Annotated in this window: 24 protein-coding genes and 3 pseudogenes; 20 read left to right on the top strand and 7 right to left on the bottom strand. The window is 73.8% G+C overall.

What is annotated here, in order from left to right:
• Positions 1-43: 43 nt before the first annotated feature.
• The gene (locus ABEB13_RS37470) at positions 44-1093 is read left to right on the top strand and encodes an LCP family protein (protein ID WP_345709085.1); all 1050 of its coding nucleotides are present in this window, start codon (positions 44-46) and stop codon (positions 1091-1093) included.
• A 79-nt stretch (positions 1094-1172) separates the two neighbouring features.
• Here the strand turns inward: ABEB13_RS37470 and ABEB13_RS37465 are convergent, their stop codons facing one another.
• A complete protein-coding gene (locus ABEB13_RS37465) occupies positions 1173-1481 on the bottom strand; it encodes a ribosomal maturation YjgA family protein (protein ID WP_345709084.1) in 309 nt (102 codons plus the stop codon).
• Positions 1482-1882: 401 nt separating this feature from the next.
• Between ABEB13_RS37465 and ABEB13_RS37460 the strand changes: the two genes are divergently transcribed.
• The 5 genes and pseudogenes from ABEB13_RS37460 (at position 1883) to ABEB13_RS37440 (ending at position 5969) form a co-directional block, all read left to right on the top strand.
• Positions 1883-3721, top strand: coding sequence for a M1 family aminopeptidase (locus ABEB13_RS37460; RefSeq protein ID WP_345709963.1), 1839 nt, complete (start codon positions 1883-1885; stop codon positions 3719-3721).
• A 203-nt stretch (positions 3722-3924) separates the two neighbouring features.
• On the top strand, positions 3925-4182 hold the full coding sequence (locus ABEB13_RS37455) for a hypothetical protein (protein WP_345709083.1): 258 nt from the start codon (positions 3925-3927) through the stop codon (positions 4180-4182).
• 57 nt (positions 4183-4239) lie between these two features.
• Entirely contained in the window at positions 4240-4428 is a 189-nt protein-coding gene (locus ABEB13_RS37450; RefSeq protein ID WP_345709082.1) for a hypothetical protein, read from the top strand.
• Positions 4425-5294 carry an endonuclease/exonuclease/phosphatase family protein gene (locus tag ABEB13_RS37445; RefSeq protein ID WP_345709081.1) on the top strand — a complete coding sequence of 290 codons (870 nt, stop codon included), beginning with the start codon at positions 4425-4427 and terminating at the stop codon, positions 5292-5294. The genes ABEB13_RS37450 and ABEB13_RS37445 overlap by 4 nt, the downstream gene beginning before the upstream one ends.
• Before the next feature lie 133 nt (positions 5295-5427).
• Positions 5428-5969: pseudogene (locus ABEB13_RS37440) on the top strand (GNAT family N-acetyltransferase).
• 24 nt (positions 5970-5993) lie between these two features.
• On the opposite strand, the gene ABEB13_RS37435 reads toward ABEB13_RS37440, so the two are convergent.
• Positions 5994-6167: a hypothetical protein gene (locus ABEB13_RS37435; RefSeq protein ID WP_345709080.1), complete on the bottom strand. Its 174-nt coding sequence runs from the start codon at positions 6165-6167 to the stop codon at positions 5994-5996.
• The gene (locus tag ABEB13_RS37430; protein ID WP_345709079.1) at positions 6131-6931 is read right to left on the bottom strand and encodes a phosphotransferase family protein; all 801 of its coding nucleotides are present in this window, start codon (positions 6929-6931) and stop codon (positions 6131-6133) included. The genes ABEB13_RS37435 and ABEB13_RS37430 overlap by 37 nt, the downstream gene beginning before the upstream one ends.
• A 368-nt stretch (positions 6932-7299) precedes the next feature.
• Here ABEB13_RS37430 and ABEB13_RS37425 point away from each other — a divergent pair, with 368 nt between their 5' ends.
• Entirely contained in the window at positions 7300-8712 is a 1413-nt protein-coding gene (locus ABEB13_RS37425; protein ID WP_345709078.1) for an FAD-dependent oxidoreductase, read from the top strand.
• Positions 8713-8886: 174 nt separating this feature from the next.
• On the opposite strand, the gene ABEB13_RS37420 is transcribed toward ABEB13_RS37425, so the two are convergent.
• Entirely contained in the window at positions 8887-9411 is a 525-nt protein-coding gene (locus ABEB13_RS37420; RefSeq protein WP_345709077.1) for a GNAT family N-acetyltransferase, read from the bottom strand.
• Between the two features lie 340 nt (positions 9412-9751).
• Here ABEB13_RS37420 and ABEB13_RS37415 point away from each other — a divergent pair, with 340 nt between their 5' ends.
• Complete coding sequence (locus ABEB13_RS37415; protein WP_100886815.1) at positions 9752-9952, top strand: hypothetical protein; 201 nt, start codon at positions 9752-9754, stop codon at positions 9950-9952.
• A gap of 136 nt (positions 9953-10088) precedes the next feature.
• The gene (locus tag ABEB13_RS37410) at positions 10089-10718 is read left to right on the top strand and encodes a hypothetical protein (protein ID WP_345709076.1); all 630 of its coding nucleotides are present in this window, start codon (positions 10089-10091) and stop codon (positions 10716-10718) included.
• A gap of 93 nt (positions 10719-10811) precedes the next feature.
• Here ABEB13_RS37410 and ABEB13_RS37405 read toward each other — a convergent pair whose 3' ends face one another.
• Genes ABEB13_RS37405 through ABEB13_RS37395 form a run of 3 tightly spaced genes read right to left on the bottom strand, consistent with a single transcriptional unit; the run spans position 10812 to position 13418 of the window.
• Positions 10812-11261 carry a hypothetical protein gene (locus ABEB13_RS37405; RefSeq protein ID WP_345709075.1) on the bottom strand — a complete coding sequence of 150 codons (450 nt, stop codon included), beginning with the start codon at positions 11259-11261 and terminating at the stop codon, positions 10812-10814.
• A gap of 29 nt (positions 11262-11290) precedes the next feature.
• Complete coding sequence (locus tag ABEB13_RS37400) at positions 11291-12706, bottom strand: NAD(P)/FAD-dependent oxidoreductase (RefSeq protein WP_345709074.1); 1416 nt, start codon at positions 12704-12706, stop codon at positions 11291-11293.
• Between the two features lie 58 nt (positions 12707-12764).
• Positions 12765-13418: a helix-turn-helix domain-containing protein gene (locus ABEB13_RS37395; protein WP_345709073.1), complete on the bottom strand. Its 654-nt coding sequence runs from the start codon at positions 13416-13418 to the stop codon at positions 12765-12767.
• A gap of 245 nt (positions 13419-13663) precedes the next feature.
• Here ABEB13_RS37395 and ABEB13_RS37390 point away from each other — a divergent pair, with 245 nt between their 5' ends.
• The 11 genes and pseudogenes from ABEB13_RS37390 to hypF all read left to right on the top strand — a co-directional run bounded on the left by ABEB13_RS37390 (position 13664) and on the right by hypF (position 24149).
• Positions 13664-14749 carry an NADH-quinone oxidoreductase subunit B family protein gene (locus ABEB13_RS37390; protein ID WP_345709072.1) on the top strand — a complete coding sequence of 362 codons (1086 nt, stop codon included), beginning with the start codon at positions 13664-13666 and terminating at the stop codon, positions 14747-14749.
• An 89-nt stretch (positions 14750-14838) separates the two neighbouring features.
• Positions 14839-16620 (top strand): nickel-dependent hydrogenase large subunit, encoded by a 1782-nt coding sequence (locus tag ABEB13_RS37385; protein WP_345709071.1) that lies wholly within the window; start codon positions 14839-14841, stop codon positions 16618-16620.
• Positions 16620-17129, top strand: a complete 510-nt coding sequence (locus ABEB13_RS37380) for a hypothetical protein (RefSeq protein ID WP_345709070.1) — start codon at positions 16620-16622, stop codon at positions 17127-17129. The genes ABEB13_RS37385 and ABEB13_RS37380 overlap by 1 nt, the downstream gene beginning before the upstream one ends.
• Positions 17126-17791 carry a DUF5947 family protein gene (locus tag ABEB13_RS37375; RefSeq protein WP_345709069.1) on the top strand — a complete coding sequence of 222 codons (666 nt, stop codon included), beginning with the start codon at positions 17126-17128 and terminating at the stop codon, positions 17789-17791. The genes ABEB13_RS37380 and ABEB13_RS37375 overlap by 4 nt, the downstream gene beginning before the upstream one ends.
• Positions 17781-18443: a DUF6084 family protein gene (locus ABEB13_RS37370; protein WP_345709068.1), complete on the top strand. Its 663-nt coding sequence runs from the start codon at positions 17781-17783 to the stop codon at positions 18441-18443. The genes ABEB13_RS37375 and ABEB13_RS37370 overlap by 11 nt, the downstream gene beginning before the upstream one ends.
• Positions 18440-19839 (top strand): annotated as a pseudogene (locus ABEB13_RS37365) (hypothetical protein). Before ABEB13_RS37370 ends, ABEB13_RS37365 begins: the two are co-directional and overlap by 4 nt.
• Positions 19836-20408, top strand: a complete 573-nt coding sequence (locus tag ABEB13_RS37360) for a hydrogenase maturation protease (protein WP_345709067.1) — start codon at positions 19836-19838, stop codon at positions 20406-20408. Before ABEB13_RS37365 ends, ABEB13_RS37360 begins: the two are co-directional and overlap by 4 nt.
• Positions 20393-20494, top strand: coding sequence for a DUF6893 family small protein (locus ABEB13_RS40975; protein ID WP_380230858.1), 102 nt, complete (start codon positions 20393-20395; stop codon positions 20492-20494). The genes ABEB13_RS37360 and ABEB13_RS40975 overlap by 16 nt, the downstream gene beginning before the upstream one ends.
• 131 nt (positions 20495-20625) lie before the next feature.
• A complete protein-coding gene (gene hypA / locus ABEB13_RS37355) occupies positions 20626-20997 on the top strand; it encodes a hydrogenase maturation nickel metallochaperone HypA (protein WP_345709066.1) in 372 nt (123 codons plus the stop codon).
• A 4-nt stretch (positions 20998-21001) separates the two neighbouring features.
• Positions 21002-21832: a hydrogenase nickel incorporation protein HypB gene (gene hypB / locus ABEB13_RS37350; RefSeq protein ID WP_345709065.1), complete on the top strand. Its 831-nt coding sequence runs from the start codon at positions 21002-21004 to the stop codon at positions 21830-21832.
• Positions 21829-24149: pseudogene (gene hypF, locus ABEB13_RS37345) on the top strand (carbamoyltransferase HypF). The gene hypB and the pseudogene hypF overlap by 4 nt, the downstream one beginning before the upstream one ends.
• The last annotated feature ends 38 nt before the right edge of the window (positions 24150-24187 follow it).

Here is a 24187-nt window from a genome sequence, read left to right as displayed (position 1 = left end):
GTGCCCAGACCGCTCCACGGGTGGGCACGAGAGGATCCGACTGATGGTTCGTCAAGAGAAGAAGCCCCGCAGTCGACGCCGGAAGATATTCCTGGCCGGTTGTGCGGGCCTTCTCGTCACAGCCCTTGCCGGTGGGGGGATCGCCCTGTTCGCCTACCATCACCTCCAGGCGAACATCGACACGGTCGACATCAACCAGGCACTCGGCGAGGACCGCCCCGCACCGCTCCCCACCGGCGCCCAGGACATCCTGGTCCTCGGCTCCGACTCCCGGTCCGGCGTCAACGGCGACCTGGCCGGCGGGAACGTCGGGGGCACGGCCCGTTCCGACACCGCGATGGTGGTCCACATCCCGCAGGGCCGGGCCCGGGCCACTGTGGTCAGCATCCCCCGCGACACCCTGGTCACCCGCCCGGCCTGCACCACCGCGAAGGGCAAGCAGCTGCACCAGGCCGAGCGCGTCATGTTCAACTCGATCTACACCGCGGGCGGCCCGACCTGCGTGGTGAAGACCGTGGAGACCATGACCGGCCTGCGGATGAACCACTACGTCGAGGTCGACTTCGCCGGGTTCAAGGACCTGGTGGACGCGATGGGCGGGGTCGACATCACCGTCGACCGCCCGATCGACGACTCGTACAGCGGGCTGAAGCTCGCCGCCGGCACCCACACCCTGGACGGGACGACGGCGCTGGCCTTCGTCCGCACCCGGCACGGCGTCGGCGACGGCAGCGACCTCGGGCGGATCGGCCTGCAGCAGCAGTTCGTGCTGGCCCTGGTCTCGCAGCTCCAGCGGCAGAACACCCTCAACGACCCGGTGCGGCTCTACCGGATCGCCGACGCCTCGACCAAGTCGCTCACCACCGACTCCGGTCTCGGCTCGCTCACCTCGCTGGCCTCCTTCGCCCAGAGCATGCGGGGTCTGGGCAGCAGCGCCACGGACACCCTGATGCTCCCGGTCGCCTACGACCGCATCGACCCCAACCGGGTCGTCCCGGCGGAGCCGCAGGACCAGCAGCTGTGGCAGGCGCTGCGCGAGGACAAGCCGATCCCGGCCGCGGCCCGGAAGTCGCCCGCGCACGGGACGGCCTGAGCCGCCCCGCCCCGCCCCCGGACGGACGGCGCGCCCTCCGTCCGTCCGGGGGCCCGCAGCCCCGATCACGGGGTCCTCGTCAGGCCGCCCGGCCCGCAGCGTCCGGGCTCCCGTGCCGCCGGGCCGCCGTCCGCAGCGCAACGGTGCGGAGCGCCACCGTGTGGACCGTCAGGGCGAGCGCGGCACCGACCACGTACAGGGCCAGGTCCGGCAGGTTGAACGTGGTGCCGAGGACGAGCCGGGCGAGGGTGCTCCGTGCGGAGAGCGCAGCCGGGACGCCCGTCAGTTGGAGGAGTTCGACGGCCCAGCTGACCGCGAGGGCCCGGCCGGCGGCGACGCGCGGACGCAGGGTCGGAGCAACGAGGACCACCAGTGCGTACACCAGCACGGTGTAGAGCGCATCCCCGGCGCCCTTGGCGAACCACCCCCGGGACCGGAGCGCACCGCAAGCCCCGCCGCCACCGTGAGCCCGGCCGCGGCAACCGCCGCGACCCGGATCCGTCCACTGCTGCCGCCCCACCGGAGATCCCCCACGGGCCCACCCTACGGTGCTCCCGGCAGGGTCGGGACGGCGGCGGCGCCACCGCACAGTGGCATGCCCCTTTCAATTATCGGAGTTTGCTGTCACGCTTCCATTCGGCCTCAGGGGTGGGGAGCGCCTCCCTGCGGTCGCCCGCACGGACGGTGACGGTCCATCGGTTCGCAGCGTCGCCAGGAACCGTCCGGCGGCTCCCCCACGGGCGCTCCGCCATCCGAAGAGGATCCGATGCGTAGCAGACTCCTCCCCTGCTGGCCGGGACCGCGCTCGTCGCGGCGGCCGGCACGGCGACCCTCACCGCCTCCGCACACGCCGCCGACTGCACACCGGCCCAGGTGGTCGGCAACGGCGGTTTCGAGTCCGGCAGTTCACCGTGGACGGCATCGAGCGGGGTGATCACCAGCGGCGGCGGCCAGAGCGCCCACGGTGGCAGCTCGTTCGCCTGGCTCAACGGCTACGGCTCGTCCCACACCGACACCCTCTCGCAGACCGTCACCCTCCCCTCGGGCTGCACCAAGGGGACGCTGAGCTTCTGGCTGCACATCGACACCGCCGAGACCGGCAGCACCGCCTACGACAAGCTCACCGCCAAGATCGGCAGCACCACGCTCGCGACCTACTCCAACGCCGACGCGGCCACCGGCTACGTCCAGAAGTCCTTCGACGTCTCGGCGTTCGCGGGCCAGACCGTGGCGATCTCGTTCAGCGGCGCGGAGGACGCGAGCCTGCAGACCAGCTTCGTCCTCGACGACGTCGCCCTGGACGTGTCGGGCGGCGGCAGCACGCCCCCGCCGACCAGCCCGCCGCCCACCACCACGCCGCCGCCCGCCGACACGACCCGCACCCCCGCCGCCCCCGCGTACACGGTCAGCCTCAGCAGCGACTCGACGGGCGCGGTCTGGACGGGCCACGAGAGCGCCACCTTCACCAACGCCTCCGCCTCGCCGCTGAACGAGGTGTACCTGCGGCTGTGGGACAACGCCCACGGCAGCTGCCCGACCACGCCGATCACCGTCACCAACGTGACCGGCGGCACCGCGTCCGCGCTGTCGGTGAGCTGCACCGCGCTCAAGGTCACCCTGCCCACGCCGCTCGCCCAGGGCAAGAGCGGCACGGTCGGCTTCGACCTCGGCATCACGGTGCCGAGCGGCGCCGACCGGTTCGGCCACGACGGGGCCTTCAGCTTCATCGGCAACGCGCTGCCGGTGCTGGCGATCCGCGACGGGTCCGGCTGGCATCTCGACCCGTACACCAACAACGGCGAGTCGTTCTACTCGCTGGCCTCCGACTTCGACGTGACCCTGGACCACCCGACCGGCCTGCTCGTCCCCGCGACCGGCACCTCGGTGGACAGCCCCGGCACCTCCGGTCGCACCGTCACCCGGGCGACCGCCGCCAAGGTCCGTGACTTCGCCTGGGCGGCCGGCCCGTTCAGCAAGGTCTCGGGCACCTCCCCGGCCGGGGTGAAGGTCAACGTGTACGCCGTCAGCGGCATCTCCACCGCCGACGCGCAGTCGATGCTCTCCACCTCCACCTCCGCGGTCGACGCCCACGCGGCACGCTTCGGCGCCTACCCGTACGGGGAGTTGGACGCCGTACTGGACAACAGCTTCTGGTTCGGCGGGATGGAGTACCCGGGCTTCGTGCTCGACCTGGTGAGCACCACCGCGCTCACCCACGAGATCGGCCACCAGTGGTTCTACGGGATCGTCGGCGACGACGAGTACAACAGCCCCTGGCTGGACGAGGCGTTCACCGACTACGCCACCGACCTCGCGCAGGGCAAGACCGGCTCGGGCTGCTGGAGCAGCGTCTCCTGGGCCTCCTCGGCCGAGAAGATCACCAACTCGATGGCGTACTGGGACGCCCACTCCTCCCGGTACTCGACCGTCATCTACACCTACGGCAAGTGCGCACTGCACGACCTGCGACGCCTGATCGGTGACACCGCGATGACCAAGCTGCTCCACGACTACGCGCAGGCGCACTGGTACGGCGTCTCCACCACGGCCGAGTTCAAGGCCGCGGCGCAGGCCGCCACCACCACCGACCTGACCTCGTTCTGGACCCAGCACCGCATCGACGGCTGACGCACCGTCCGCCCCTTCCCGGCCCGGTACCGCCGTTGCCCCGGCAGCGCCGGTCCGGGAAGGGGCACCGGCCCCGGGGAGGGGCACCGTGCGAATTCCGTTCCCGGCGGACGGCGGCACGCCCGGCCCACTACACTCCGACCAATCCCGCCGACGGTCCGCGGGGCCATGAACCCTCCCGGCACGGAAGGCGGTTCGATCGGGTGAACCCGGAACCTCTGCTCAGGGCAGTCGTCAGCGCCATGATGCTCCTTGAGGACTGCGGCCCGGGCGCGATCGATCCCGACACCGTCACCCGCGGCCTGGACCACCTGGGCCACGACCTGCTCGACCTCACCGGCACCGACCGCAACGACTTCCTCGCCCTGGTCGACCGGATGGCCGCGACCGAGAACGACCGGCGGACGGCCCAGGTCATCCGCGAACTGCCCCTCGCCATCGGGATGGTCGGGGCATCCTGACGGAGCGTCATGATCGGCGCATCGCCGTCGGTTTCCCAGGGTCGATACGATCGCCGCATGACCACGGACGCAACGGCTGACGCCACCAGGGACGCACGCCCACGGCAGGCCGAACTCCGCTCCGAGCGAGCCGTCTTCGAGGGCGACTGCAGCGCGTCGGCCATCGCCGACCGGGGGCCGGACGCGGTCGGGGCCGAGCGCAGGGACGACACTCCGGGCAGGCGCAGCGCGGTGAGCACCGGGTGACGATCGGGCCCGGAGGCATCACGCTGGCGTCGCTGAACGTGTGCTGCGGCATGTCGCACCCGCTGCGGCCGGTGCGGGAACGGGCCGCGGAGTTCTGCCGCCGCCTGGAGGCCGCCGACGTGGACATCGTGAACTTCCAGGAGGTCTGGGCACCGGGTCTGACCCGCTTCCTCCGGGCGCACCTGCCGTCCTTTCCGTTCGCGGCCGCCCGGAGGGGGCTCCTCGGCGGGCCGGCCGGGGGCCTGCTCTCCGTCTCCAGGTCCCCGCTCCGATCGGCCGTGTACTCCTCGTTCCGCGGCATCCGGCCCCCGGCCGGCGGTGTGGTCTCCCGGGTGGCGCCGTTGGCGGGCACCCTGCCGCAGGGGGTGCTGACCTTCGAGGTCGCCGGCGCCCGCACCGTGGTCGGCAACGTCCATCTCACCGCCAACCGGGACGGGGACTGGACGCCGGGGAACCGGCACGAGGCCTTCCAGCTGCAGCAGTTGGCCAGGGTGCACGCGGCGATGCGGCGGGCCCGCCGACCGGACACGGAACTGTCCCTCCTCGCCGGGGACTTCAACCTGCCCAGTGGTTCGCCGCGGTACCCGGCCGTCGTGGACGGCGGTGCCTGGCACGACCCGTTCGCCGAGGCGGACCTGCCGACGTTCCACGCCGAGCTGCTGCCGCCCGGCGCCTCGGCGCACCGGATCGACTACCTGCTCGTCCGGGCCGACCCCGACCGCCACCCGGTCGTGCGCGCCCACCGCCTCCTCACCGGGCCCGTGCACATGCCGTCCGGCGAAACCGCGTTCCTCTCCGACCACGTGGCACAGGTCGTCCGGGTGGGGCCGCCGAGGCCCGGCACTCGTCGCGGCACTGCTGAATAACACCCGGAGCTCAAGGACACCCGGAGCGACGCGGGCCGACCGCCCGGGTGGTCCGACGGCACGCCGCCCCACGGGGGCGACCTCGGGCGGCCCCGCTCGCCGGGCGGCCCCCGCGCACTGGGATGATCAGGCCATGAATTCCGACTTGACGGCACCCGCGAGGCGATCCGACCTCGTGGTGGACGGCCGGACCGCGTCCGGATCGGTGCAGCGCGACGGCTGGGCGCTGCGTCCTGCCGTGGCCGCGGACGTCGAGGTGATCGCCGAGTTGCGGGCCACCGTCATGCGGGCGGATCTGGAACGCCTGGGCCGCTACGACGAGCACCGGGTGCGGCAGCGGCTGCGCGACTCCTTCTCCCCGCAGTACACCTCGGCCGTCACCGTCGACGGCGCCCTCGTGGGCTGCCTCACCGTCCGGCCCGCCGACGGCAGGCTGTGGCTGGAGCACTTCTACCTGGCTCCGGACCGGCAGGGCCGGGGCTCGGTTCGGCCGTGCTGCGTGCGGTGCTGGAGCGGGCCGACGCGCAGGGACTGACCGTGGGCCTGAACGTCCTCCAGGGCAGTGCCGCCCGCCGCCTCTACGAGCGCCACGGATTCGTCATGGCGGCCCAGGACCCGGTCGACGTCTTCATGCTGCGCCCGCCGGGGGCTGCGGGCACGGCTGCGCACGCCTGACGCGCGCCTGCACCGGGGCAATCCTCAGTCGGCCGTCGCGGCCGCGGCCGCAGCGGTGTCGAGCAGGCGCAGCTGTGCGGTGACGCGCTCGCCGGACCAGGCGGTGAGCCAGTCCCGGTGCGGGCCTTCGTAGCCGCGCGGGGCCGCCTCCACCCGCATGATCAGCGCCAGGTGGATCCGGTAGAGCGCCAGGCGCACCCGGGCTGTGTCGTCGACGGCGAAGGCGGGGTCGACCGTGCGGTACCCGGCGAGGAGGTCCGGGTCGTCCTCGGCGGCGCCGAGCGGGTCGAGGCCGACGAGTTCGGCGAGCGGGTCGCCGAAGAACGCCCGTTCGCCGTCGATCTGCCCGACGATCCGCGGGCCCGTGCCCTCCGCGCCGCCTGCGCCGTCCACCGGCCCGTCGGCGGCCTCGCCGGCCTCGCCGTCGAGGGGGTGCCGTCGAGGAGGATGTTGCCCTCCCAGGCGTCGAAGTGGACGAGGGCGGGCCGGCGCACCTCGGCGAGTTCGGCGGCGAAGCGGGCCGGCAGGTCCGCCAGAACGGCCTCCGGTACGGGCAGCGCCACGCCGAAGCGCTCGGCGTCGGCGAGCACGGCGTGCAGCATCCCCGCGAAGGCCGTCGGCCAGTCCGCCGCGGCGAGGCCCCGGACGGGCTGCGGGTAGCCGAAGACCGGGCCGGTGACACCTGCCACGGTGGCGGCGAGCTCGCCCGGCCGGTGGCGCAGCGCGGCCCGGTCGGACGCCCCGATCCGGGCCTGCGCGGCCTCCCAGGTGGTGCCGTCGAGGTGGTCGAGGAGCAGCCATTCGGCCGGGGCCGTCGCACCCGCCGGCTCGTGGTGCCGCACCGTGGGTACGGGGAGTCCGGCGTCGGCGGCGAGCCGGTGGAAGAGCTGCTCGGTGCCGAGCAGGCCCTGCTCGTGGGTGAGCGCGGGGGTGTCGGCATCGGGGGCGGTCTTGAGTACCATGCGTCTGCCGTCGCCGAGTTCGAGGAGCTGGGGGTGTTGTACCAGCCGCCCTTGAGCTGCTCGCAGGCGGTGACGGTGGTCGGGCCGAGGAGGTCGCGGAGACGGCGTCGGACCTCGGCGAGGGCGGCCGCGCCGTCGGGGGCGTCGGCCGGGCCGGGAACAGTCCCGTCGTCGGTCGCTGGAGCGGACACGGTTCACCTCGGGGGCGGCGGGGCGGGCTTCGGCGCGACCCATAACCCAAACTTATGACCTCATAAAGCGGAGCTACGTACCGAGAGGCGGGTGTGACAGCGATCGTTGCAGTCACCACGGTCCCGTCGGCCCCGAGCTCCCGGGCCGGGGCCCACCTGCCGAAGGAAGGTCTCGCCATGTCTCGCCCCGTCCGGGTGGCGATCGTCGGATCCGGCCCCGCCGGCATCTACGCCGCCGACGCCCTGCTCAAGTCCGACGCCGCCACGGACCCGGGGGTGTCGATCGACGTCTTCGAGCGGCTGCCCGCACCGTTCGGCCTGATCCGGTACGGCGTCGCGCCGGACCACCCGCGGATCAAGGGCATCGTGACGGCGCTGCACCAGGTGCTCGACAAGCCCCAGGTGCGGTTCTTCGGCAACGTGGACTACCCGCGGGACCTCGCCCTGGAGGACCTGCACCGGTTCTACGACGCGGTGGTGTTCGCCACCGGCGCGGAGGCCGACCGCGACCTGGCGATCCCCGGCGCGGAGCTCGACGGGGCCTACGGCGCAGCCGAGTTCGTGTCCTGGTACGACGGCCACCCGGAGGTGCCGCGCAGCTGGCCGCTGGAGGCCCGGCAGGTCGCCGTCCTGGGCGTTGGCAATGTCGCGCTCGACGTGGCCCGGATCCTGGCGAAGTCCGCCGACGAGCTGCTGCCGACCGAGATCCCGGCGAACGTGTACGACGGACTGGCGGCGAACCGGGCGGTGGAGGTCCACGTCTTCGGCCGCCGCGGCCCCGCGCAGGCAAAGTTCAGCCCGATGGAGCTCCGCGAGCTCGACCACTCGCCGACCATCGAGGTGATCGTCGACCCCGAGGACATCGACTACGACGAGGGTTCGATCGCCACCCGGCGGGCCAACAAGCAGGCCGACATGGTCGCCGCGACCCTGGAGAACTGGGCGATACGCGACGCCGGTGACCGGCCGCACCGCATCCACCTGCACTTCTTCGAATCCCCGGTGGAGATCCTCGGTGCGGACGGCCGGGTGGTCGGCCTGCGCACGGAGCGGACGGAGCTCGACGGCACCGGCAACACCCGCGGCACCGGCGCCTTCCGCGAGTGGGACGTCCAGGCGGTCTACCGGGCCGTGGGCTACCGCTCGGACGAGCTGCCGAAGCTGCCCTTCGACTCGCTCTCGGCGACCGTGCCGCACGAGGCCGGCCGGGTGGTCGAGAACGGGGTCCACCTGCCGTCCACCTACGTCACCGGGTGGGTGAAGCGCGGTCCGATCGGCCTGATCGGGCACACCAAGGGCGATGCCAACGAGACGGTCGCCTGCCTGGTCGAGGACCACCGCGCGGGTCGGCTGCGGCTCGCCGAGGCCCCGGCCGAGGACGCCGTGGTGGCCTTCCTCGACGGGGCGGGCGTCGACTACACCACCTGGGAGGGCTGGCACCGGCTGGACGACCACGAGCGGGCACTCGGCCAGGAGCAGGGCCGCGACCGGGTCAAGGTCGTCGAGCGCGAGGCCATGCTCCGGGCCTCCGGCAGCGCACTGACCCCGCACGAGGACCGACCCCGCACGAGGGCCCCGCGCGAGGACTGACCCGCACGCGAACCGGCCCTCGTGCGGCCAGGCTCCGGGTGGTGGTGGCGGCGTCCGTCGATGCCCCTCGCGGCACCGTGCCACCGCCGCCCGGCTCACCCACCCACCAGGCGCTCCCGCGCATGGGCCGACCGGTCCGCGGCGGGGTCAGGTGGGGTCAGGTCAGGGCTCTGATCACCTGGGCGGTGACGTCGTCGCGCAGCACACTGAAGCGGACGACGTCCCGCCACCGCCCGTCCCGGAACACCGCGCTGCGCAGCACTCCTCCCGGGTGAACCCGGACTTCTCCAGGGCCCGCTGCTCGGCGGTGTTCGCCGTCTCGGTGTCCGCCTCGATCCGCACCACCGGGGTGTGCGCGAAGAGGTAGCGGACGAGCTCGCGCTGCGCCCGTGTGCCGATGCCACGACCGCGGGCCTTCGGCAGCAGTTGGATGCCCGTGTTCCACCAGTACGAGCTCCGGGTCGCGGCGACCTTCCGCCAGGCCACGAAGCCGTGCACGTCGGCGCCGGCCGTCACCATCAGCTGCCCGCCGTCGTCGCCCAGCAGGCCGTTCTCGGCCCAGCGACGACGCCAGCGGCCCGGGTCCGTCCAGCCGTGCCACTGGAACGGGCCGGTCGCCTCCGGATCCGTCAGGAAGCTCTCCAGCAGTGGCAGGTCGTCCTCGAACACCGGACGCAGTATCACGGGATCGTCGCTCACCGGAGTCACCCTAGACGAGCCGGTCCCGCCGTGCGGGCGGCCCCGGAAAGGTTGCCGCGTCCATGGCGGATCAGGGCTCGCGCCGGGCCCGGACGGGGCCGGCGGACACCGTCGGCTGCCGCGGCGGCGGGCGGACGGGCACCGGCACGGCGCAGCGGTCGTGCCCGGGCGGCGGAGCGGGGTGCCGCAGCGGGGCGCATCCGGGCCATTCCCAGCGCGCTCCTGCCACGCGGATCGTGGGACAAGCCCTAGACTGATCGCAGCGCGGTCCGACCGGCCGTTCGACCGGTCCGGGCTCCGCTCCTACGGTACGGGTGCACGGCACCCGGAGGAGGACACCGTGACCGGACAGGACAGCATGGACGCCACGAGCGAGGCGGTCGCCACCCTCCGCCACTCCGGCGACCCCGAGCAGGACCACCTCGTGGACGAGATCCAGCACCCCGAGACCACCAACGCCCTGTACGAGCTGGCGGCGCGCCTCGTGTCGCCGGTGGGCGAACCTCCCGCCGACACCGCGAAGCCGCAGCCCGCGCACTGACCGCAGCGCGCACCCGACCCGCACCCGCCCCGCCCTGGCCCGGGGTCCCCGTCGGGGTCGGCGGCACCCGCTGGCAGGATGGCCCGCACGGACCGGTGGAAGACGCCGGCCGGACGCGGGACGGGAGCGGGTCGCAGTGGACGACTGGAACTTCGGCGCATGGCGCGACGCCCTGCGGGACGCCGGCCCGTCGCGCGCCGTGCTGGTCGGGCTCGCGGCCGCCGAACGCGCCGCGGGCTGCCTGCAGGACGACCGGGCCGCCCGCTTCGGCGCGGAGGGTCCGGCACAGGCCCGCGAACTCCTCGAAGCCTGCTGGCGCGGAGCCGACCCGCAGCGCACCTCGGCCCGGGCCGAGGCGCTGGCCGACTGGGCGACCGCGTACCTGGAGCGGTCGCTCACCGAGGAGTTCCACGCCTGGGGGCCGGAGGACGACGACGAGGACGACGGCGGGCCACTGGAGCTGGCGGACTTCCTCGCCGACGCCGAGCCCGCCGGGGCGGTCGCTCTGCACCTGACGGCCGCGATAGCAGTGTCGGAGGCCGCGGCCGCCTGCGCCGGCGGGGCGTGGGACGGCGCACTGCGCTGCCTGCAGTCGCTGGCCGACCTGCCCGGGGAGCCGCAGCGGCAGCAGGCCGACCTGGCCCTGGTGCTGGCCGCGCCGGACGCCGGGCTGACGACCGCGGCCGAGGCCCTGCGCCGACGCGCGACCGGGGACGCCCGCGGCCACCGGGCACACTGCGAGGCACTGGCCCTCGACGCGGACTGACCCCGCGGCGGGGCTCGCAAGGTCCGCCGAGGTCCGCTGTCGAGATCCGCCGTCGAGGCCGCTCCCCCGCATCCGGACAGCCCCGCCGAGCCGTCAGCTTCCTTCCGAGGCTTCCGAGGCTTCCGAGGCCGCCCGCGCGGTCGCCTCGATGCCGGCCGCCCGCAGCTGCTCCGCCAGCAGTTCCACCTCGGCCAGGATTCCCGTCCACTCGCCGCGCCGGACGCGCTCCGCCGCCGCACGGGCGGACGGGAGGTCGCAGCCGGTGGCCGATCGCAGCACCTTCATCAACGCGACCGACGGCACGTCGGGCCCGGGCAGCAGCAACCGGGCCGGGCCGCACTCGGCGAGCAGCCTGGCCCGCAGTTCTGCCGGCAGCCACTCGGATCCGCTGCCGCACTCCGTCAGCCGGGGGCCGCAGGCCGGGCAGTCCATCTCGATGCTCCACTCGATCCGCCCTGCGTACACCCCGGCGCCGCCACTGTTCTCGGCCGTCCCGCCGCAGGCGTCGCAGGGCACCGCCCACCGCACCCCCTCGCCGATCACGATCTGCCCCGCTCCCGCGCCCGCACGCCTCAGCGCCCGCTCAGCAGGTCCGCCGCGCGGGCGATCAGGGAGGTGCGGCCGAGTCCGGCGTCCTCGCGCCGGTCGGCGGCCCGGTAGGCGACGTAGAGACCCCGGATGCCCAGCCAGCGCAACGGCTCCGGCTCCCAGCCGCGGACCTTGCGGCCGACCCAGGGCAGCCGCACGAGGTCGGTGTCGCGGCCGAGGACGAGATCGCACAGCGTGCGGCCGGCCAGGTTCGTGGTGGCCACGCCGTGGCCGACGTAGCCGCCGGCCCAGCCGAGGCCGGTGGACCGGTCCAACTCCACGGTGGCGCACCAGTCGCGGGGCACACCGAGCACCCCGGACCAGGCGTGGTCGATGCCCGCCGAGGACGCCGCCGGGAACAGCCGGTGCAGCAGGCCGGCGAGCTGACGCTGGGTCGCCTCGGCGGTCTCCCCGTGTGCGTCGACCCGGGAGCCGAAGCGGTACGGCACCCCGCGCCCGCCGATGGCGATCCGGTCGTCGGCGGTGCGCTGGATGTAGCAGTAGGCGTGCGCCTCGTCGCCGATCAACTCGGCCCCGCGCCAGCCGATCTCGTCCCAGACCCCGGGCCCGAGCGGTTCGGTGACGATCATGCTGCTGTTCATCGGCACCCACGTCCGGCGGTGGCCGGGCAGGGTGGCGGTGAACCCCTCCATGGCGCGGATCACGTACGGGGCGCGGACGGTGCCCTGCCGGCAGACCGCCGCCCCCGGCCGTATCGCGGTGACCTCGGTGCCCTCCAGGACGCGCACGCCCATCCGCTCGACCACCTCGGCGAGCCCGCGGACCAGCCTGGCCGGCTGGATGCGGGCGCAGTGCGGCGTCCACAGCGCGCCGCGGGCTCCCGACACCCGGACCCGGTCCCCGAGTTCGGCGGCGCCGAGGGTGACGAGATCGTCCTCGCCCCAGCCCGCGGCGCGCTGCTCCGGCAGGTGCGCGAGCATCCGTCGGTGCTGCACCTCGCCGACCGCGACGGTGAGTTCGCCGTCCTTGCGGATGTCGGCGTCGATGCCCTCGGCGGCCGCGACGGCGATCACCTCGTCGACGGTGTCGAACATCGCCTGCTGCATCGCGGTGGCGGCCTGCACCCCGTGCGCGGCGGCGTACCGCCGGAACTGGCCGGGCAGCGCCGCGGTGAGCCAGCCGCCGTTGCGGCCGGAGGCGCCGAACCCGGCGAACTCCTTCTCCAGCACGACGATCCGCAGCGAGGGGTCGGCCCGCTTCAGGTAGTACGCCGTCCACAGACCGGTGTAGCCGCCCCCGACGAGGACGACGTCGGCGTCGGTGTCACCGTCGAGGGCGGGGCGCCGCGCGGGCAGGCCGTCGGCGGCGTACCAGAAGGAGACGTCGCCGTTGGTGCGGGCGGGTGCGGAGGTCGGCCGGGTGGTCGGCGCGGTGCTCATGGATCTCTTCGTTTCGCCGGAGGGAGGGGGTGGGACGGGAGCCGGGCGGGGGCGACGCTCAGCCCGGCGTGGGCGGGCTGACGATCCAGAGCACCTCGGCGGGCGACTCGGAGGTGTTGGCGACGCGGTGGGGTGTGGCCGAGCGGTGCTCGATGCTGTCCCCGGGGCCCAGGGTGTAGGGGTGGCCGTCCAGTTCGACCCGTACGGTGCCCTTCAGGACGACCAGGATCTCCTGCGAGTCGCCGTGCGTGTAGGCCTCGTCGCCGGTGGACGCTCCGGGGTCGAACTCCCCTGCGTAGACCTCCAGATGGGAGAGCGGGCGTTGCGACACCAGGTACTTGCGGGTGCCCGGCGCGGTGTGCAGGACGGGCCGTTCGTCCCGGCGCAGCACCCGCGGTCCGGCCGGGGTGTCCTGGTCGAACAGGTCGGCCATGGTGAGGCCGAGGGCGTCGGCGACGCGGCGCAGCATGCCGATGCTGGCCCCGGCGAGGCCGCGTTCGACCTGGCTGAGGAAGCCGGGGCTGGCCTGGGCGGCCTCGCCGAGGGCGCGCAGCGAGAGGCCCCGCATCTCGCGGTAGCCGCGGATCCTGGCGCCGAGCGCGGCGGCGTCCTCGGAGGCGGCGGGGGCCGCGGGGGCCTGGGCCCGGGCCGGGGCGCTGCCGGGCGCGCGGGCGTCCGCGGCGGCAAGGGGTGCGGCACGGCCATGGAACACCTGATTCGGACTGAGCAAACGATGTGTTTGCTGGAGTGCAACACACCGTAAGCCGTTCGGGGGTCCGGCACAAGGGTCCGACCGGGGCGGGCACGGGGCCGGACGGCGGGGCCGGGTGCGGCCCGGGGCGGGTCCGTTCGGGGGACTGGTGCGGTCGTTCGGCCGGGCGCGCCGGACACCGGCCTGCTATGAAGGCGGATGAGCCTGTTTTGTCCGGCTCATCCCGATTTCTAGGAGGCATCCGCATGGGTGCTACGGCTTCCACCGCCACCAGCGCCGAGCGCGGCGGGCCGGCGGAGACCCCGTCGGGGCCCGTTCACATCCTCTGGATCAACGCCGGCCTGAGCTGCGACGGCGACTCCGTGTCGCTCACCGCGGCCATGCAGCCCAGCATCGAGGAGATCGTCACCGGTGCACTGCCCGGGCTGCCCGAGATCGCGGTGCACTGGCCGCTGATCGACTTCGAGTGCGGGCCCGTGCAGGGCGCCGACAACTTCGTCGAGTGGTTCTTCAAGGCCGACCGCGGCGAACTGGAGCCGTTCGTCCTGGTGGTGGAGGGATCCATCCCCAACGAGCGGATCAAGCCCGAGGGCTACTGGTGCGGCTTCGGCGACGACCCGGCCACCGGCCAGCCGATCACCACCAGCGAGTGGCTGGACCGCCTCGCGCCCAAGGCCACCGCGGTCGTCGCGATCGGCACCTGCGCCACCTACGGCGGCATCCACGCGATGGCCGGCAACCCGACCGGCGCCATGGGCGTGCCGGACTACCTCGGCTGGGAGTGGAAGTCGAAGGCGGGCCTGCCGATCGTCTGCGTGCCGGGCTGCCCGATCCAGCCGGACAACTTCTCGGAGACCCTGCTCTACCTGCTGTACCAGCTGGCCGGGTCGGCTCCGATGATCCCGCTCGACGACAAGCTGCGGCCGTCCTGGCTGTTCGGCGCCACCGTGCACGAGGGCTGCGACCGCGGCGGGTACTACGAGCAGGGCCAGTTCGCCGAGAACTACGGCGAGCCGGAGTGCCTGGTGCGGCTGGGCTGCTGGGGCCCGGTGGTCAAGTGCAACGTGCCCAAGCGCGGATGGATCAACGGCGTGGGCGGCTGTCCGAACGTCGGCGGCATCTGCATCGCCTGCACCATGCCCGGCTTCCCGGACAAGTTCATGCCGTTCATGGACGAGCCGCCGGGCGCCAAGGTCTCCGTCACCGCCAGCTCCGCGTACGGCGCGGCCATCCGCCGGCTGCGCTCCTTCACCGGGAAGACGGTGGACAAGGAGCCCAAGTGGCGGCAGACCGGCAAGAAGCTGACCACGGGCTACCAGCCGCCCTGGTGACCGCCGCGGGACGCCGCACGGCCACTCCGTGCGGCGTTCCCGCATGTTCCCCCTCCTCCCCCACCCCTCGACGGAAGGCACGCACCCCGATGGCTACGACGACGAGGTCCGCCGGCGACGGCAGCGGCCTGGTGGAGATGTCCTGGGACCCGATCACCCGGATCGTGGGCAGCCTGGGCATCCACACGAAGATCGACTTCAAGCAGAAGAAGGTCGCGGAGTGCTACAGCACCTCGTCGGTCTTCCGCGGCTACAGCGTCTTCATGCGCGGCAAGGACCCGCGCGACGCGCACTTCATCACCAGCCGGATCTGCGGCATCTGCGGCGACAACCACGCCACGTGTTCGGTGTACGCGCAGAACATGGCGTACGGCGTGAAGCCGCCGCACCTGGGTGAGTGGATCATCAACCTCGGCGAGGCCGCCGAGTACATGTTCGACCACAACATCTTCCAGGAGAACCTGGTCGGGGTCGACTACTGCGAGAAGATGGTCCGGGAGACCAACCCCGGGGTCCTGGAGAAGGCGGAGCGCACCGAGGCCCCGCACGCCGCCGAGCACGGGTACAGGACGATCGCGGACATCATGCGCTCGCTGAACCCGATCGAGGGCGAGTTCTACCGCGAGGCGCTGCAGGTCAGCCGGTACACCCGCGAGATGTTCTGCCTGATGGAGGGCCGCCACGTGCACCCCTCCACGCTCTACCCCGGCGGCGTCGGCACCGTGGCGACGATCCAGCTGTTCACCGACTACCTGACCCGGCTGACCCGCTACATCGAGTTCATGAAGCGCGTGGTCCCGCTGCACGACGACCTCTTCGACTTCTTCTACGAGGCCCTGCCGGGCTACGAGGAGGTCGGCCGGCGGCGGGTGCTGCTCGGCTGCTGGGGCAGCCTCAACGACCCGGACCACTGCGACTTCACCTACCGCAACATGACGGACTGGGGCCGGCGGATGTTCGTCACCCCGGGCGTGGTCGTCGACGGCAAGCTCGTCACCAACGACCTCACCGAGATCAACCTCGGCATCCGGATCCTGCTCGGCAGCTCCTACTACCAGGACTGGGAGGGCCAGGAGCAGTTCGTCACCCACGACCCGCTCGGCAACCCGGTCGACCCGCGGCACCCGTGGAACCAGCACACCATCCCGCAGCCGCAGAAGCGGAACTTCGACGACAAGTACAGCTGGGTGATGTCGCCGCGCTGGTTCGACGGCAAGGACCACCTCGCCCTGGACACCGGCGGCGGCCCGATCGCCCGGCTGTGGTCCACGGCGCTGTCCGGCCTGGTCGACATCGGCTACATCAAGGCCACCGGCCACAGCGTGGTCATCAACCTCCCGCGGACGATGACCAAGCCGGAGACCACCTTCGAGTGGAAGATCCCGCAGTGGTCGAACGCGCTGGAGCGCAACCGCGCGCGCACCTACTTCCAGGCCTACGCGGCCGCCGCCGCCCTGCACTTCGCCGAGAAGGCGCTGGAGGAGGTCCGCGCCGGACGCACCCAGACCTGGGAGAAGTTCGAGGTCCCGGACGAGTCGATCGGCTGCGGCTTCACCGAGGCCGTCCGCGGCGTGCTCTCCCACCACATGGTGATCCGCGACGGCAAGATCGCGAACTACCACCCGTACCCGCCGACGCCGTGGAACGCCAGCGTGCGCGACAGCTACGGCACGCCCGGCCCGTACGAGGACGCGGTGCAGAACACCCCGATCTTCGAGGAGAACTCCCCGGAGAACTTCAAGGGCATCGACATCATGCGCGCCGTCCGCAGCTTCGACCCCTGTCTGCCGTGCGGCGTGCACATGTACGTCGGGGACGGCCGCACCGTGCAGAAGATGCACGTGCCCACCGGCCTCAGCGGGTTGGCCTGATGGCCACCGCCGACGAGACCGGCCGCCGGGTCCAGGAGGCCCTGGACCGGCTGGCGGCCGACGGACGGGACACCGAGGTCGCGGAGGAGCTCGTCCGCGAGCTGATGGCCTTCTACGGCGAGGGACTGGCCCGCATGGTGACGCTGCTGTCCGGCGGCAGCGGCGCGCTGCCGCCCGTGCTGCTGGCCGACGAGGTCGTCGCCGGGCTGCTCGTCCTGCACGACCTGCACCCGGAGGACGTCGAACGGCGGATCGTGCGCGCGCTCGACGGCCTCCCGGGCCGGCCCGCCGCACTGGTGCACTACGCGGACGGCACCGCGACCGTCCGGCTGGAGCCCTCCTCCGGCGGCTGCGGCTGCGGGGGCGCCGACGCGGCCCGCGACCAGGTGGCGGCCGCGCTCGCCTGCCAGGCCCCGGAGGTCACCGACGTCCGCGTCGAGCAGGAGGCGGCCGCCCCCGTCCTGCTGCAGATCGGCCGCCGGCCGGCCGTGGGGGCCGAGGCCCGATGACCACCACGCCCCTCGCGCCACCCGTGGCAGGCACCGGCACGGCCCTGCTGCGCAGGCTCCGCGAACCGGCGCCGCCGCGCCCGGAGCGCTGCGCCTTCTGCGGGCTCGACCTGCCCTCCGAGCACCGCCACCTCGCCGACACCGAGGAGCGGGCGCTGGTCTGCGCCTGCGTCGCCTGCGCCCTGCTGCTGCAGCAGCCGGGGGCCGGCGCCGGCCGCTACCGCGGCGTGCCCCGCCGCTACCTGTCGGATCCTCGGCACGCCCTGGCGGACGCCGACTGGGAGGCCCTGCAGATCCCGGTCTCCCTGGTGTTCCTGCTGCACAATGCCGTCCTGGACCGCTGGGTGGCGCTCTACCCGAGCCCGGCCGGGCCCGCCGAGAGCGAACTCGACCCGGCCGCCTGGCAGTCCGTGCTCGACCGAACCGGGCTCGCCCGGATGCTGGAGCCGGATGTCGAGGCGCTGCTGCTGCGCCGTACCGAGGACGGCACCACCAGCTGCCACCTGGTGCCGATCGACGCCTGCTACGAGCTGGTCGGCCGGATGCGCCGGCACTGGCAGGGATTCGACGGCGGGGCCGAGGCCCGTGCCGAACTCGACGCCTTCTTCGAGCGGTTGGCCGCTCTCGCCACACCGCTCCGGGAGGGCTCCGATGAGCTGTGACCTGACCTTCAGCTGCACAGGAGTGCGCGGCGATCCGTACGCGGCCGGGCCGACGCTGGTCTTCCGGCTGCGGATCGACGCCGCCGACGCGGCCCGGGTGCACGCGATGGTGCTCCGCTGCCAGCTCCGGATCGAACCGGCCCGCCGGTCGTACGACGACGCGGAGGCCGAGGGGCTGAACGACCTGTTCGGTGACCGGGCCCGCTGGGGCACCAGTCTCAACCCGGTGCAGTTCGCCCAGGTCGCCCTGATGGTCCCGGGCTTCACCGGCAGCACCGAGGTGGACCTCCCGGTGCCGTGCACCTACGACCTGGACATCGCGGCGACCCGCTACCTGGCGGCGCTGGCCGACGGCGACGTGCCGCTGCGGATGCTGTTCTCCGGCACGGTGTTCACCGGCGACGGCGGCTTCCGGGTGGAGCCAGTGCCGTGGCACAAGGAGGCTGCCGTCGGGCTCCCCGTCCGGGTGTGGCGGGAGATGATGGCGCAGCACTTCCCCGGCTGCGGATGGCTGCGGCTGCCGCAGGAGACCATGGCGCAGCTGCTGAGCTACCGCTCGGACCGCGGCCTCACCTCGTGGGAGGCGACCGTGCACGCGCTGCTGGACGCGGCCCGGGCGCTGCCGGTCGCGGCGGACGGGGGTGTGCGGTGAGCGGTACCGACCTCGCGGCCGGGCGGTTCGCGGCGGCCCGGCAGATCGCCGACGCGGTGCTCTTCGAGGGGTACGTGCTGTACCCGTACCGGGCTTCGGCAGCCAAGAACCGGCTGCGCTGGCAGTTCGGCGTGCGGGTGCCCCCGGGTTCGGCACGGACAGCGGCGAGCATCCCGACCAGCGCACCGAGTGCCTGATCGAGCCCCGGCACGGCGCCACGCTGGCGGTGGAGCTGCGCTTCCTGCGCGTCCAGCGCCGGACGGTGCAGCGGTTGCGGGAGGACGGCGGGCACGAGGACGTCGAGGCGCTGGACCTCCCCGACCGGGTGCTCACCGCCTGGGACGAGGGCGTCGAGGAGTGCGTCGAACTCGACGTTCCGGTGGACGAGTTGGTGGCCGCCGCAGTGACGGTGCCGTTCCACCGCCCCGGTCGCACCGAGATCGAGGCCGTCCGGGACTCCGGGCGCACGCTCGGGCGGACGGTGCGGCGGTGCGCCCCGGTCGACGGCGCCGTCCACCTTGTGCTGCAGGAACTCCCCGTCCCCTACCGGGCGTTCCGGCTCTCGGCGATGGTGGAGAACACCACGCCGTGGCAGCCCGTACCGGGCGACGACCGGGAGGCGGCACTCGCGCACTCGCTGGTCTCCACACACCTGCTGCTCGGCCTGGACGCCGGCTCGTTCGTCTCGATGACCGACCCGCCGCAGTGGGCCGCCGAAGAGGTCGCCCGCTGCACCAACCTGCGCAGCTGGCCCGTGCTGGCCGGCGCCGACGGACGGGCGGACGTGGTGCTCGCCTCCCCGATCATCCTGGAGGACCATCCGCAGATCGCACCGGAGAGCCCCGGCACCCTCTACGACGGGACGGAGATCGACGAGATCCTCGCGCTGCGCACCTCGACGCTGACCGAGCAGGAGAAGCGCGAGGCCAGGGGCACCGACGAACGGGCCGGCGCGGCGGTCGACCTGGCCGACTCGCTGCCGCCGGAGGTGCTGGAACGCCTGCACGGTGCCGTGCGCGGCCTGCGCGAGGTCACCGCGCGCAGCGCCGCCGCCGCGGACCCGGACGCCGTCCCCGGGGCCGTCCCCGGCGTCCCGTGGTGGGATCCGGGCGGCGACACCGCGGTCGATCCGGCGACCGACCGGGTCCTGGTGGACGGCCGGTCGGTGGGCGCCGGCGACCGCGTGGTGCTGCGCCCCGGTCGGCGCCGCACCGACGCGCAGGACCTCTTCCTGCAGGGCCGCACCGCGCTGGTCGAGGCCGTCCTGCACGACGTGGACGGCGCGGTGCACCTGGCGGTCACCGTCGACGGCGACCCGGGGGCCGACCTCTGGCGCGCCCAGGGCCGCTTCCTGTACTTCCAGCCGGACGAGATCGCCCTGGCGGAGGAGTCGTGACCGGCCGGGTCCTGGTGGCCGGGGTCGGCAACATCTTCCTCGGCGACGACGGCTTCGGCGTCGAGGTCGTACGCCGGCTCACCGGGCGGCAGCTGCCGGACGGTGTCGAGGTGGTGGACATCGGCGTCCGCGGCGTCCACCTCGCGTACCAACTGCTCGACGGTTACGAGACGCTGGTACTGGTCGACGCCACCGCGCGCGGCGGGTCGCCGGGCACGGTGTACCTCCTGGAGGCGCCGGCGCCCGGCGCGATCGAACCGCAGGCGCCCGCGCTGGACGGCCACCGGATGGGCCCGGACGCGGTGCTGGCACTGCTCGCCACGCTCAGTGCGGGCACCGGTGGCGTCCCGCCCCGGCGGGTCCTCGTAGTGGGCTGCGAACCGGCTTCGCTGGCCGAGGAGATCGGGCTGAGCGAGCCGGTCGCCGCCGCCGTGGACGAGGCCGTGGAGCTGGTCCTGACGGTTCTGGCGGAGGACGGCGGCGGCGCGCTCCGCCCGGCCGGGGCGGACCGCGGCGAAGAGGGCAACGACAGAGACGACAGAAAGGCACCGACATGCGCAGGTTCCTGATCATCCTGGCCTCCGGGGCGGCCGCGGCCCTCCTAGTGGCGTCGATCCCCGACATCCGGCGCTACCTCAGGATCAGCCGGATGTGACCGCGGCGGCGTTGCTGCGAATGGCGTAGGTCCGGGCGGGCGCTCGGCGCGGCGCCCGCCCGGGCGGACCGGGACGGGTCTGTAATGGGCCGGTCCGGACGTTCGTCCAGCTGCGGCGGAACGAGGCGTTGATGCACGAGATGTCGATCGCCATGGCCGTGGTGGACCAGGTCGAACAGGCCACCGCGCCCGGCGCGGGCCGCGTCGAGTCGGTGCACCTGGAGGTCGGTCAACTGGCCGGCGTGGTGGCCGACTCGCTCCGTTTCTGCTTCGACCTCGTCTGCGCCGGCACCGTCCTGGAAGGGGCGGAACTGGTCACCGACACCGTGCCCGCCCGCGCCCGGTGCACCGACTGCGGCACCGGCTGGCAGGTCGGCTCACCGCCGGACCTCTGCTGCCCGGCGTGCGACGGCTCGCGGACCGAGCTGCTGAGCGGGCGTGAGCTGCGGATCCGCAGCGTCCGGTGGGCGGACGAGCCCGTCCTCGCCGATCAGGAAGGCTGACGCGATGTGCCGAGAAGTCGACCTCCAGCAGGCCGTGCTCGCCAGGAACGACGACGGCGCCCGGGAGCTGCGGGCCGCCCTGGCCGCCCGCGGCGTCGCCACGGTGAACCTGCTGTCCAGCCCCGGCAGTGGCAAGACCGCGCTGCTGGAGGCCGAGTTGCGGCTCGCGGTCGAGCGCGGCCTCGGCGTCGCCGCGCTCACCGCGGATCTCGCCACCGAGAACGACGCGCTGCGGCTGGGCCGCTCCGGCGCCCCCGTCAAGCAGATCCTCACCGACGGGCTCTGCCACCTGGACTCCGTCACGCTCCGCCGCTACCTGGCCGGTTGGCTGCCGAAGGACACCCGGCTGCTGTTCGTCGAGAACGTCGGCAACCTGGTCTGTCCGGCCTCCTACGACCTCGGTGAGAGCCTTCGGGTGGTCCTCGCCTCGGTGACCGAGGGCGAGGACAAGCCCCTCAAGTACCCGACGGCGTTCGGGCTCGCCCACCTGGTGGTGGTCACCAAGACCGACCTGGCAGCGGCGGTGGAGTTCGACGAGGCGGCGTTCCTCGGGAACGTGGCACGGGTCAACCCGGGCGTCGAGGTGATCCGCACCTCGGCCCGCACCGGGGAGGGTGTGGGTCTGCTGCTGGAGCGGGCCCGGGCGGTGCTCGACGGCGCGGCCGTCCACCGGCCGGTGATGGCGAGCGGCGGGTCCGGCCCGGCCGGGCACCACCACGGACACGGCGACCACGAACACGACCACCCGCACGACCACGATCACGATCACCCGCACGACCACGGGCAGGTCGGCGGCGGCCACCCGCACGCGGCGGCCGGCGCGGAACGGCCGTGACGGTCACCGGGCCCGGGGAGACCCTCCAGCGCCGCCGGGTGGCCGTCCGCGGGACGGTGCAGGGCGTGGGCTTCCGCCCGTTCGTGCACGGGCTCGCCACCGAGCTCGGGCTCGCCGGGTACGTCACCAACACCGGTGACGGTGTGCTCGCGGAGGTCGAGGGCGATCCCGCGGCGCTGGGCGCGTTCTGCCTGCGGATCGGCCGCGACGCTCCCCCGCTCGCCGCCGTGGACTCGGTCGAGGAGCACGGCGTCCCGGTGAGCGGGGCGAGCGGCTTCGCGATCCTGCCGTCCGCCGCCGGCGGTCGCGGCCGCACGCTGATCCCGCCGGACGTGGCGACCTGCGCCGACTGCCTCGTCGAGCTCGCCGACCGGGCCAACCGCCGGTATCGGCACCCGTTCATCACCTGCACCAACTGCGGCCCCCGCTTCACCATCGTCACCGGCCTGCCGTACGACCGGGCGGCCACCACCATGGCCGGGTTCCCGATGTGCCGGGACTGCGCACGCGAGTACGCCGACCCGGCCGACCGGCGCTTCCACGCCCAGCCGGTCTCCTGCCACGCCTGCGGACCACGGCTCGCCCTGGAGTCGCCCGGCACCGAGCCGCTGACCGGCACCGCCGCGCTGGAGCGGGCCCGGGCGATGCTGGCAGCGGGCGCCATCCTCGCCGTCAAGGGCATCGGGGGCTACCACCTCGCCTGCGACGCCGCCCGCGCGGACACGGTGGCCGAACTGCGCCGCCGCAAGCAGCGCGGCGACAAGCCGTTCGCCGTCATGGCCGCCGCCCCCGCCGAGCTGGACGCGCTGGTGCTCCTGGGCGCGGAGGAGCGGGCACTGCTCGCCGATCCGGCCCGGCCGATCGTGCTGCTGCGCCGCCGGCCGGGGGCCGCCGCCCTGGCCGACGCGGTCGCCCCACGCAGCCCCGACCTCGGCGTGATGCTGCCCTACACCCCGTTGCACCGGCTGCTGTTCGGGCTGCCCGGCGATCCACCGGGCCCGCAGGTGCTGGTGATGACCAGCGGAAACCTCGCCGGCGAACCCATCGTCACCGACGACGCGCAGGCCGTGGAGCGGCTCGGCCCGCTGGTCGACGGCATCCTCGCCCACGACCGCCCGATCCATGTGCCCTGCGACGACTCGGTGGTGCGGCTGGTGGACGGGGAGCCGCTGCCGCTGCGCCGCTCGCGCGGCTACGCGCCGCGGCCGCTCGCCCTGCCGGTCTCCGTCCGCCCGGTGCTCGCGGTCGGCGGCGACCTCAAGAACACCTTCGCCCTCGCCGAGGGCCGGACGGCCTGGCCGTCGGCGCACGTCGGCGACATGGACGACCTCGCGACGCAGAACGGGTTCGGCCGGGCCGTCGAGCACCTGTCGGCCGTCACGGGCGTGCGGCCCGAAGTCCTGGTCGTCGACCGGCACCCCCGGTACCGCTCGGCGGCCTGGGCCCGGCGGGAGGCCGGCGACCGCCGGGTGCGCACCGTCCAGCACCACCACGCCCACGTCGCGGCCGCGATGGCCGAGCACGGACTCGACGGCACGGCACCGGTGGTCGGGGTGGCGTTCGACGGCACCGGGTACGGGGACGACGGCGCGGTCTGGGGCGGCGAGGTGCTGATCGCCGACTACGCCGGGTTCCGGCGCTTCGCGCACCTCGCCTACGCGCCGCTGCCCGGGGGCGACGCCTCGGTACGGCGGCCGTACCGGATGGCCGTGGCCCACCTCGTCGCGGCCGGCCTGCCCCGCGATCTCGACCTGCCGTCCCTACGGGCCTGCCCGGACGACGAACTGCGTCTGCTGGAACAGCAACTGGCGCGCGACTTCAACTGCGTCCCGACGTCCAGCATGGGCCGGCTCTTCGACGCGGTCTCCTCGCTCGCCGGGGTCTGCCACCAGGTCGGCTACGAGGCCCAGGCCGCTGTGGAGTTGGAGGCCGCGGCGCTCGACTGCCCGGCGGACGACCGGCCCTACGCGTTCGCTCTGCGACCGGGCGCCGACGCCCTGCTCGCCGACCCGGGCCCCGTCCTGGCCGGCGTGGTGGCGGATGTCCGGGCCGGTGTCGCCCCGGGCGTCGTCGCGCGCCGCTTCCACGGCGCGGTGGCCGACCTGGTGGTCCGGGTGTGCGTCCGCGCCGCCGAACAGCACGGCCTGGACACGGCGGCGCTGACCGGCGGGGTGTTCGCCAACTCCCTGCTTGCCGAGGACTGCGCCGGCCGGCTGCGCGCCGCCGGACTGCGCGTCCTGCGACACCGCCGGGTGCCCCCAACGACGGCGGTCTGGCGCTCGGCCAGCTCGTGGTCGCCGGACGCACCGACGGCTGAACGCCCGGGGCCGCGGCCCCGCGGATCCGCTCACGAGG

Origin of the sequence: Kitasatospora paranensis, assembly GCF_039544005.1 — a bacterium.
GTDB lineage: Bacteria > Actinomycetota > Actinomycetes > Streptomycetales > Streptomycetaceae > Kitasatospora > Kitasatospora paranensis.
The sequence above is the reverse complement of the archived record's forward strand: the minus strand, read 5'-3'. Positions and strand labels throughout refer to the sequence as shown.

Coding starts and splice junctions, on each gene's coding strand:
- ABEB13_RS37380 (WP_345709070.1), top strand. CDS start 16,620: ATGGCCACCGCCGACGAGACCGGCCGCCGGGTCCAGGAGGCCCTGGAC.
- hypB (WP_345709065.1), top strand. CDS start 21,002: ATGTGCCGAGAAGTCGACCTCCAGCAGGCCGTGCTCGCCAGGAACGAC.
- ABEB13_RS37430 (WP_345709079.1), bottom strand. CDS start 6,931: ATGGTACTCAAGACCGCCCCCGATGCCGACACCCCCGCGCTCACCCAC.
- ABEB13_RS37390 (WP_345709072.1), top strand. CDS start 13,664: ATGGGTGCTACGGCTTCCACCGCCACCAGCGCCGAGCGCGGCGGGCCG.
- ABEB13_RS37375 (WP_345709069.1), top strand. CDS start 17,126: ATGACCACCACGCCCCTCGCGCCACCCGTGGCAGGCACCGGCACGGCC.
- hypA (WP_345709066.1), top strand. CDS start 20,626: ATGCACGAGATGTCGATCGCCATGGCCGTGGTGGACCAGGTCGAACAG.
- ABEB13_RS37385 (WP_345709071.1), top strand. CDS start 14,839: ATGGCTACGACGACGAGGTCCGCCGGCGACGGCAGCGGCCTGGTGGAG.
- ABEB13_RS37400 (WP_345709074.1), bottom strand. CDS start 12,706: ATGAGCACCGCGCCGACCACCCGGCCGACCTCCGCACCCGCCCGCACC.
- ABEB13_RS37450 (WP_345709082.1), top strand. CDS start 4,240: ATGACCACGGACGCAACGGCTGACGCCACCAGGGACGCACGCCCACGG.
- ABEB13_RS40975 (WP_380230858.1), top strand. CDS start 20,393: ATGCGCAGGTTCCTGATCATCCTGGCCTCCGGGGCGGCCGCGGCCCTC.
- ABEB13_RS37425 (WP_345709078.1), top strand. CDS start 7,300: ATGTCTCGCCCCGTCCGGGTGGCGATCGTCGGATCCGGCCCCGCCGGC.
- ABEB13_RS37470 (WP_345709085.1), top strand. CDS start 44: ATGGTTCGTCAAGAGAAGAAGCCCCGCAGTCGACGCCGGAAGATATTC.
- ABEB13_RS37370 (WP_345709068.1), top strand. CDS start 17,781: ATGAGCTGTGACCTGACCTTCAGCTGCACAGGAGTGCGCGGCGATCCG.